We start from the raw sequence: 9460 nt of genomic DNA on the forward strand, positions 1-9460 counted from the left end.
ATGGCGTGGGTTCTGCTGTTCGTCGCCGGTCTGCTCGAGGTGGGCTGGTCGATCGGGATGAAGTACACCGACGGTTTCACGCGGCTGTGGCCGAGCGTGTTCACCGGTGCCGGGATCGTCGCGAGCATGATGCTGCTGTCGTACGCGGCGCGGACGCTGCCCATCGGCACCGCCTACGGCGTGTGGGTGGGGATCGGCGCGGCGGGGGCGGCGGTGCTCGGCATGGTGGTGCTGGGTGAGCCGGCGACCGCCGCCCGGATCTTCTTCATCTGTCTGCTGCTGGTCGCCGTCGTGGGGCTGAAGGCGACCTCGGGTCACTGACGCCGGGGCGGTACGCCGGGCAGGCCGGCGGCGGTGCCCGCGGTGGTGTCGGTGTCGCCGCCGCCCGGGTCCCCGTCGCCGCCCTCGGTGCCGCCGCCGTTGGACGAGTCGTCCTCGCCTCCGCCCGCGCCTCCGTCGCCGCCGGGGTCGGTGCTGGGGCCGCCGTTGGTGGGGGTGCCGCCGCCGGTCGACGGGGGGCCGGTCTCGGTGGAGCCGTCGCCGGGCGGGCTGCTGCTGTCGCCGGTGTCGCCCGGGGTCTCGGAGCCGGTGCCGTCCTCGTCGCCGGTGGAGCCGGTGGAGTCGCCGTCCGGGTCGCCGCTGCCGCTCTCGTCGCCGTCGCCCGGTGTGTCGGAGGAGTCGCCGGACGGGGGTGCGGTGACGTCGGCGCCGGACTGGAGGTTGAGGTCGAAGTCGGAGACGGGTTCGCCCTCCAGGGCCTTGCGGGTGTACTGGCCCCAGATCTCGGCGGGTGCGCCGCCGCCGTTGATGCGGTCGAGGCCCATCACGCCGTACAGGGACTTGTGGGCGGCGGTCTTGGGGTCCTGGCCCATGACGGCGACGACGGTGGACAGCTCGGGGGTGTAGCCGGCGAACCAGGCGGCGGTGTCCTCCTCGGCGGTGCCGGTCTTGCCGGCGGCGGGGCGGCCGGCGGTCTGGGCGGCGGTTGCGGTGCCCTGCTCGACGACGCTGCGCAGGATGGAGGTGGTGGTGTCGGCGGACTCGCGGCTGACGGCCTGGCGCTCGCGGCGCTCGGGGAGGTCGACCTCGTGCTTGCCGTCCTTCAGGACCTTCTCGACCGGGGTGTACGTGCCGTGCCGGCCGTGGTTGGCGATGGTCGCGTAGGCCTCCGCCATGTCGAGGGGGCTGGCGGTGGCGACGCCGAGGGCGATGGAGGGGGTGGGGGTCAGCTCGGGGGTGTCGGAGGAGAGGCCGAGGTCGATCGCGGTCTGTTTGACCTTGTCCGAGCCGACGTCGACGGCCATCTGGGCGTAGACGGCGTTGATGGACTTGTCGGTGGCCTCGCGGACGGTGACGTCGCCGTAGTCGCGGTGGTCCTCGTTCTCGGGGGCGTAGCGGTCGCCGGTCCAGCCCTGGACGGGGCGTTCGCTGGTGCCGTCGTAGCGGGTGTTGGGGTTGATCGTGCGGCCGTCCTGCGTCTCGGAGTGGTTCTCGACGGCCGAGGTGAAGACGAAGGGCTTGAAGGTGGAGCCGACCTGGTAGTCGCGGCGGGTGGCGCCGGGCGTGTACTGCTTGACGTAGTCGATGCCGTTGTACATCGCGACGATCTTGCCGGTCTTCGGGTCGACGGAGGCGCCGCCGGCGCGGACGTAGGTGTCGACCTTGCGTTCCTTCTGGTCCAGCTGGGACATCAGCTTGTCGTCGACGGCCTTGACGAAGGCGTCCTGCTTGTCCTTCTGGAGGGTGGTGGTGATGCGGTAGCCGCCGCGGTCGAGCTCCTCCTCGTCGACGATCTCGTGGTCGGTCAGGTACCTCTTGACGATGTCGACGAGGTAGCCGCGCTGGCCGGACATGCCGGTGGAGACGGTGGACTGCTTCGGCTTGGGGAATTCGGCGGCGGCCCGGTCGGCGCGGCTGATCCAGCCCTTGTCGGCCATGCCGTCCATGACGTAGCCCCAGCGGGACTCGGCGGCGGCCCGGTTCTCGGGGTGGGCGACGACGTCGTACTGGCTGGGGGCGTTGAGCAGGGAGGCGAGGTAGGCGCCCTGGGCGGCGGTGAGGTCCTTGGCGTCGACGCCGAAGTAGGCCTGGGCGGCGGCCTGGATGCCGTAGGCGCCGCGGCCGAAGAAGCTGGTGTTGAGGTAGCCCTCCAGGATCTCGCTCTTGCTCTTCTCGCGGTCGAGCTTGATCGAGATGAAGAACTCCTTCACCTTGCGGGTGACCGTCTGCTCCTGGGCCAGGTAGTAGTTCTTGACGTACTGCTGGGTGATGGTGGAGCCGGACTGCTTGCCCTTGCCGGTGGCGGTCTTCCAGCCGGCCCGGACCATGGCCGCGGGGTCGATGGCGGACTCGGTGTAGAAGTCGCGGTCCTCGGCGGCGAGGACGGCGTGCTGGGCGTCCTTGGAGATGCGGGCGAGGGCGACGCTCTCGCGGTTGACCTCGCCGTCGCGGGCGAGGACGCTGCCGTCGGCGTAGAGGTAGACGTTGCTCTGCTTGGTGGCGAGCGCGTTGGCGGCCGGGATCTGCACCAGGTGGTAGCCGAGGAAGAAGCCGCCGACCAGCAGCAGGAGGCCGATGACGCAGGTGCCGAGCGCGATGCGCCAGGTGGGGATCAGCCGGCGCCATCCGGTGCGCCTGGGCCGCTTCGGCTTCCCCTGCTTCCCGGGTTCTCCGGGCTGCCCCGCGCCGGCCGCCGGGGGCTGTCTCGGCGCCCAGCCCTGGTGCGGCTGCTGCGGCTGCGGCTCGTCACTCATCTCGTGCACGGGCTCCTGTTTCACTGCGTATGGTTTTCACTGCGTATGGGCACTGCGTACGCTTTTCGCATCGTACGGTTTTCGCGGCGTACGGTGCGGTCTCGTACGGCCTTCTGGTCTCGTACGGCCTTGTGCGTCTTGGTAGCCCTCTGAGGGCTTCTCACGCTTCCGGGGCCTCTGTAGCTTCTCCGGCCTCTTGAGAAGACTCTCGCACCGGCTGTTCCGTTCCCGCTCGACGGCACACCAGGGAAATTCCGTGGCACGGGTGGCCCGGCCCGCAGTAGGCTCCTGCGCTTTGGTGCCGGTCGGAGGGTGGAGGCTGTGGGAGCGGGTTCGTGGCGGTTGTACGTCGCCGTCGCGGCGGGCGGTTTCCGACGGTACGCGACGTATCGGGTGGCCACCGCCGCCGGGGTGTTCACGAACACCGTCTTCGGACTGATCCTCGTCTACACCTATCTGGCCCTGTGGGACGAGAAGCCGCAGCTCGGAGGGTACGACCAGGCGCAGGCCACGACGTACGTGTGGCTGGGGCAGGCGCTGCTCGCCGCGCTGGCGATCGGCGGCGGCGGTATGGAGAACGAGCTGATGGAGCGCATCCGGACGGGTGACATCGCCGTCGATCTGTACCGGCCGGCCGACCTCCAGCTGCGGTGGCTGGCGGAGGACGTGGGGCGGGCGCTCTTCCAGCTGCTGGGGCGCGGCCTGCTGCCGTTCGTCTTCGGGTCGCTGTTCTTCCCGGTGGCGCTGCCGCGGGAGGTGTCCGTGTGGGCGGCGTTCCTGCTGGCCGTGGCGCTGGCGATGCTGGTGGGCTTCGCGCTGCGCTATCTGGTGGCGCTGTCGGCGTTCTGGCTGCTCGACGGCACGGGGGTGTCGCAGATGGCGTGGATCGCGGGGCTGTTCTGTTCGGGGATGCTGCTGCCGCTGAACGTGTTCCCGGGTGCGTTCGGCGAGGTCGTACGGGTGCTGCCGTGGTCGTCGCTGCTGCAGGGGCCGGCCGACGTGCTGCTGGGGGAGGCGGACCCGCTGGGCGTCTTCGCCTTCCAGGCGGCGTGGGCGGTGGCGCTGCTCGCGGTGGGGCGGCTGGTGCAGTCGGTGGCGACGCGACGGGTGGTGGTCCAGGGTGGCTGAGGGGACTGACGTGACGGAGGCGGCCGGGAGGGCCGGGACGTTCGACCCGGTGGTGTGGGAGCCGCGGCGCGGGCGCGTCATGGCAGGGCTGCGGACGTACGGGCTGGTCGCCGGAATGTGGATCAGGTCGACGATGGCGTACCGGACGTCCTTCGTGCTGACGGCGTTCGGGAACTTCGCGATGACCGCGCTGGACTTCGTGGCGATCCTGCTGATGTTCTCCCGGGTCGACGCGCTGGGCGGCTGGTCGCTGCCGGAGGTGGCGTTCCTGTACGGGCTGTCCGGGGTGTCCTTCGGGCTCGCGGACCTGGCGATCGGCTCGATGGAGCGGCTGGGGCAGCGGGTGCGGGACGGCACGCTGGACACGCTGCTGGTGCGTCCGGCGCCGGTGCTCGCGCAGGTGGCGGGGGACCGGTTCGGGCTTCGCCGCCTCGGCCGGGTGGTGCAGGGGCTGATGGTGCTCGGGTACGCGCTGGTGGTCGTCGACATCGACTGGACGCCGGCGAAGGTGCTGCTGCTGCCGGTGGCGCTGCTCAGCGGGGCGGGGATCTTCTGCGCGGTGTTCGTGGCGGCGGGGGCCTTCCAGTTCGCGGCGCAGGACGCCTCCGAGGTGGCGAACGCCTTCACCTACGGCGGTACGACGATGCTCCAGTACCCGCCGACGGTGTTCGCACTCGACCTGGTGCGCGGCGCGACGTTCGTGGTGCCGCTGGCCTTCGTGAACTGGCTGCCGGCGGGCTACGTGCTGGACCGGCCCTATCCGCTGGACCTGCCGGGATGGGTGGCGTTCACCCCGCCGCTGGCGGCCGCGGCCTGCTGCGCGCTGGCGGGCCTCGCCTGGCGGGCGGGCCTTCGTTCGTACCGGAGTACGGGGAGCTGAGGGAGATGGCTGAGTTGGAGACGGAGACGGAGACGGAGACGGCGGCGGAGGCCGGGGCCGGGGCGGGCGCCGGGGCCTTCATCGAGCTGGACGGCGTCGAGAAGGTCTTCGACGTGCGCAAGAAGACCGGGTTCCTGAAGCGGGAGCGGCGGCAGGTGCGGGCCGTGGACGGCCTGTCGTTCACCGTGTCGCGCGGCGAGATGGTCGGCTACATCGGCCCGAACGGCGCCGGGAAGTCGACGACGATCAAGATGCTCACCGGCATCCTGACGCCCAGCGGCGGCCGGCTGAGGGTGGCCGGGATCGACCCGTCCCGGGAGCGGACCCGCCTCGCACACCGCATAGGCGTCGTCTTCGGACAGCGCACGACGCTCTGGTGGGACCTGCCGCTGATCGACTCCTACCGGCTGATGCACCGCATGTACCGCATCCCGGACGCCCGGTACCGCGAGAACCTGGACCGCTGCGTCGAACTCCTCCAGCTGGGCGAGCTGCTGGACGTCCCGGTGCGGCAGCTGTCGCTGGGCCAGCGGATGCGCGGCGACATCGCTGCGGCGCTGCTGCACGACCCGGACGTGCTGTACCTGGACGAGCCGACGATCGGACTCGACGTCGTCTCCAAGGCCAAGGTGCGGGGATTCCTGCGGGACTTGAACGCGGAGCGGGGGACGACGGTGCTGCTGACCACGCACGACCTCCAGGACATCGAGCAGCTGTGCTCGCGCGTGATGGTCATCGACCACGGGCGGCTGATGTACGACGGTCCGCTGGACGGGCTGCACGAGGCGGGGGAGAGCGAGCGGACGCTGGTGGTCGACCTGGAGCGGGAGTTGCCGCCGATCGACGCTCCGGAGCCGGCGCGCGTGGTGCGGGTGGAGGGGCCGCGGCAGTGGCTGGCGTTCCCGGCCTCGGCGTCGGCCGCGGGGCTGGTGGCGCGGGTCGCGGAGCGGTATCCGCTGGTGGACCTGTCGGTGCGGGAACCGGACATCGAAGCGGTGATCGCCAAGATGTACGCGGAACGTGCCGGTGCGTAGTGCCCGGCGCGGTGACTACGTAGGCTGCTGTCCATGACCGACGACGCCCCGGAACTCCGCGCCTCCGACGCCGACCGTGAACGAGTCGCCGAGGTGCTGCGCGACGCCCTCGCCGAGGGCCGCCTGGACATGGCCGAGTTCGAGGAGCGCCTGGACGCCACGTACAGCGCGCGGACCTACGGGGAACTGGCGCCGATCACCCGGGACCTGCCGGTCGGCGGGGCGGGCGCGGCGCCCGAGGTGTCGATGACCAAGCGGCCGGCGGCGGCCGGGGACTGGGCGGGCCGGATCACCGGCGGCGAGCCGTCGTCGACCTGGGCGGTCGCCGTGATGTCCGGCTTCCAGCGCAAGGGGCGCTGGACGGTGCCGAAGCGGTTCAATTCCTTCGCGTTCTGGGGCGGCGGCGAGTTCGACCTGCGCGAGGCGGACTTCGCGGCCGGCGAAGTCGTGATCAACTGCGTCGCGATCATGGGCGGGATGCAGGTGGTCGTGCCACCCGGCGTCGAGGTGGTCGTGCGCGGCATCGGCATCATGGGCGGCTTCGACCACCGCGAGGAGGGCGTCCCCGGCGACCCGGGCGCCCCGCGCGTGGTCGTGACCGGCTTCGCCTTCTGGGGCGGCGTCGGCGTGGAGCGCAAGCTGACCCGGGCGGAGAAGCTCCGGATCAAGGAGGAGCGGCGGCAGGAGAAGCTGGAGCGCCGCAAGGGGCGGGACCGGGACCGGCCGGAGCAGGGCTCGGTCCGCAAGGAGCTGGACGCCCCGGCCGCCCGTCCCGGCCTCCACGACCTGCTCGGCGAGGACCGGGCCCGTGACCGCGAGTTGGAGCGGGAGCGCAGGCGCCGCGACGACAGCCGCTGACCGGCCCGCCGTACCCGCGGCAGCCGCGTGACCGGCCGGCCGCTCACGCGGCAGCAGGGTTCCGAACGCGCGGTACGTGACCGCCTGTTGCGGACGCCGGCCGCCGGGCTGGTCAGCCGGGCCGGCGGGCCGCCCAGCCGGTCAGCTCCGCGCGCATCCGGCCGAAGCGCTCCGGCCGGGCCGCCGCCAGGTTGTGCCGTTCGCCGGGGTCCTCGTGGAGGTCGTAGAGGCCCTCGGGCACGACGACTTCGGGCTCCAGGCTGTCGCAGGCGTCCAGCACGATCTTCCAGCGGCCGTGCCGTGCGGCCAGTTGGTCGTCGTGCTTCCAGAACAGCCACCGGTCGTCCCCCGCCTCGCCGGCGGCCAGCAGCGGCAGGACGGAGGAGCCGTCGAGCGTCCCGTCGGCCGGCGCCGCCCCGTCGACCGCCTCCAGGACCGTGGGCACGACGTCCGCCATGAAGCCGACGAGGTCGCTGGAGCGCCCCGCGGGCAGCCGGGCCGGCCACGAGATCATCGTCGGGACCCGGATGCCGCCTTCGAGCAGTGACCCCTTGTGGCCGCGCAGGCCGCCGGCCGAGCCGCCGTTGTAGGAGACCTCCTCGCCGTTCAGCCAGTTGCGCTCCTCGACGGAGGGGCCGTTGTCGGAGGAGAAGAAGACGATCGTGTTCTCCCGCAGGCCGAGCGAGTCGAGCGTGCCCAGGACATGGGCGATGCCGTCGTCCATGGCCTTGACCATCGCCGCCATCATCTGCCGCCCCTCGGGCAGGTGCGCGAACTGCGCGACGTACTCCTCGGGGGCGTGCATCGGGTAGTGCGGCGCGTTGAACGGCACGTAGCAGAAGAACGGGCGCTCGGCGTTGCGCTCGATGAAGTCGGCGGCGCGGCGCGCGATGACGGTGGTGAGGTACTCGCCGTTGAGCCAGACCTCGTCCTCGCCCTCCCACAGGTCGTGCAGCGGGTTGTGCTGCTCGCCCCAGTAGTAGATGTGCGAGTAGTAGTCGACGCAGCCGGCGAGGAAGCCGAAGTGCTCGTCGAACCCGCGCTTCAGCGGACCGTAGGCCGGGTCGACGCCGAGGTGCCACTTGCCGAAGATGCCGGTGGCGTAGCCCCGTTCGCCCAGGGCGCCGGCGAGCGTCGGCTGCAGGGGCAGCCCCGCGGTGTGCCGGGAGCCGCCGAGGATCGACTCCACACCGGCGTGCGCGGGGTGCCGGCCGGTGAGCAGCGACGCCCGCGAGGGCGAGCAGACCGGGGAGTTGGAGTACCACTGCGGCAGGCGGACGCCGGAGGCGGCGAGTCCGTCGAGGGCCGGGGTGTCGAAGTCCTCGGCGCCGAAGCAGCCCAGGTCGCCCCAGCCCAGGTCGTCGGCGTAGATGATGACGACGTTCGGTCGGCCGGTGTCCGCGGTCATGCCTGGCTCACCCTCTGCTCCTCGCCGGTGCTGGTGCTGTGTCCGCTCCGTCATGTCGCCGCTCCCCGAAGGTGGGCAACTGGCGCGCACGCTAACACAATCAAATTGATTTACGGCGCGAGAAGTCCATTAGGATCGGCTCCTGCGACGGGGACGGGACAGGGGAGCGGCATGGAGCGACGGGGGTCGAACCTTCCGCGCGTGGGCGACTACAACCAGCTGCTCGTGCTCGACCTGGTCCGGCGCGACCCCGGCATCAGCCGCGTGGAGCTCTCGCAGCGCACCGGCCTGACCGCGCAGACCGTCTCCAACATCTGCCGCCGCCTGGTCGACGCGGGCCTGATCGAGGAGGCCGGCCGCAAGGAGGCCGACACGGGGGCCCGCCGGACGGTGTTCCAGGTGGTGGCCGGCGGACAGTACTCGGTCGGCCTGCACATCGACCCCGCCCGCACGACCCTGGTGCTGATGAACCTCGCGGGCGAGGTGGAGGACCGCACCTCGATCCCCACCCCCACCACCGACGGACCCGAGGACGCGCTGGAGGCGATCGTCGACGCGGTCGGCGCCCTGGTGCGCCGGGTCGGCGTCCCGCTGCCCCGGGTCTCCGGGGTCGGTGTGTCGGCGCCCGGCCCGGTGAAGGCCGACGCGGTCGTGGGGCCGCCCAACCTGCGTGGCTGGGGGGTCGTGCGGCTGCGGGAGGAGCTGGAGCGGCGCCTGGGGCTGCCCGTGGTCCTGGAGAAGGACACGATCGCCGCCGCCACCGGTGAACTCTGGGCGGGCGGCGGCGCTCTCTCCGACTTCGCGTTCATCTACCTCGGGACCGGCATCGGCGCGGGCATCGTCCTGGACGGCGAGGTCAAGCGCGGCTCCTCCGACAACCTCGGCGAGATCGGGCACCTCAGCGGCGACGCCGACGGCCCCCGGTGCACGTGCGGGGGCCGGGGATGCGTCGCGATCACCTCGGCCCCCGTCCACCTCGTCGCCGCCGCCGTCGACGCGGGGACCCTGCCGCCCGTCGACCTCGACGACTTCCTGGGCGTGGAGCGGGCGCTCGGCCGGCTCTGCGCCCTGGCCGACGCGGGCGACGAGCGCGCCGAGGAGATCGTGGGCAGGTCGGCCCGTGCCATCGCCCGCGTCGCGGGCAACCTCGCCAACATCCTGGACCTCGACACCGTCGTGCTCGGCGGCCCCAACTGGCCCGCCCTCGCCCCCACCTACCTGCGGATCGTGCCGCCGATCACCGCGTCCCTGCTGACCGTCGGCGAGGTGCACGGCGTCGGCGTACGCGGCACCACGCTCGGCGAGGACGGCGGCGCCATCGGAGCGGCGTGCCTCGTCATGTCCTCCGTGGCCTCGGCCCGCTCCGACCACCTGCTGCTGCCGCGCTGAACGGGCCCCG

Annotated in this window: 8 protein-coding genes; 6 read left to right on the plus strand and 2 right to left on the minus strand. The window is 72.1% G+C overall.

What is annotated here, in order from left to right; genetic code table 11:
• Positions 1 to 321 carry a DMT family transporter gene (locus IG94_RS0120660; protein WP_003975912.1) on the plus strand — a complete coding sequence of 107 codons (321 nt, stop codon included), beginning with the start codon at positions 1 to 3 and terminating at the stop codon, positions 319 to 321.
• Here the strand turns inward: IG94_RS0120660 and IG94_RS0120665 are convergent.
• Positions 315 to 2753, minus strand: a complete 2439-nt coding sequence (locus IG94_RS0120665; protein WP_078892377.1) for a transglycosylase domain-containing protein — start codon at positions 2751 to 2753, stop codon at positions 315 to 317. The two genes, IG94_RS0120660 and IG94_RS0120665, sit on opposite strands and share 7 nt — an antisense overlap.
• Positions 2754 to 3074: 321 nt before the next feature.
• Here IG94_RS0120665 and IG94_RS0120670 point away from each other — a divergent pair, with 321 nt between their 5' ends.
• The 4 genes from IG94_RS0120670 to IG94_RS0120685 all read left to right on the plus strand — a co-directional run bounded on the left by IG94_RS0120670 (position 3075) and on the right by IG94_RS0120685 (position 6653).
• Entirely contained in the window at positions 3075 to 3881 is an 807-nt protein-coding gene (locus IG94_RS0120670) for an ABC transporter permease (RefSeq protein ID WP_031038866.1), read from the plus strand.
• 79 nt (positions 3882 to 3960) lie between these two features.
• Positions 3961 to 4761, plus strand: coding sequence for an ABC transporter permease (locus IG94_RS0120675; protein ID WP_224221002.1), 801 nt, complete (start codon positions 3961 to 3963; stop codon positions 4759 to 4761).
• Positions 4762 to 4766: 5 nt separating this feature from the next.
• Positions 4767 to 5795 carry an ABC transporter ATP-binding protein gene (locus tag IG94_RS0120680; RefSeq protein ID WP_031038875.1) on the plus strand — a complete coding sequence of 343 codons (1029 nt, stop codon included), beginning with the start codon at positions 4767 to 4769 and terminating at the stop codon, positions 5793 to 5795.
• 33 nt (positions 5796 to 5828) lie between these two features.
• Positions 5829 to 6653 (plus strand): DUF1707 SHOCT-like domain-containing protein, encoded by an 825-nt coding sequence (locus tag IG94_RS0120685; protein ID WP_031038878.1) that lies wholly within the window; start codon positions 5829 to 5831, stop codon positions 6651 to 6653.
• A 112-nt stretch (positions 6654 to 6765) separates the two neighbouring features.
• On the opposite strand, the gene IG94_RS0120690 is transcribed toward IG94_RS0120685, so the two are convergent.
• Positions 6766 to 8061: a sulfatase-like hydrolase/transferase gene (locus IG94_RS0120690; protein WP_031038882.1), complete on the minus strand. Its 1296-nt coding sequence runs from the start codon at positions 8059 to 8061 to the stop codon at positions 6766 to 6768.
• Between the two features lie 201 nt (positions 8062 to 8262).
• On the opposite strand from IG94_RS0120690, the gene IG94_RS0120695 reads away from it, so the two are divergent.
• Positions 8263 to 9450 (plus strand): ROK family transcriptional regulator, encoded by a 1188-nt coding sequence (locus tag IG94_RS0120695; protein WP_031038886.1) that lies wholly within the window; start codon positions 8263 to 8265, stop codon positions 9448 to 9450.
• Positions 9451 to 9460 lie beyond the last annotated feature (10 nt).

It is taken from the genome of Streptomyces olivaceus (assembly GCF_000721235.1).
GTDB lineage: Bacteria > Actinomycetota > Actinomycetes > Streptomycetales > Streptomycetaceae > Streptomyces > Streptomyces olivaceus.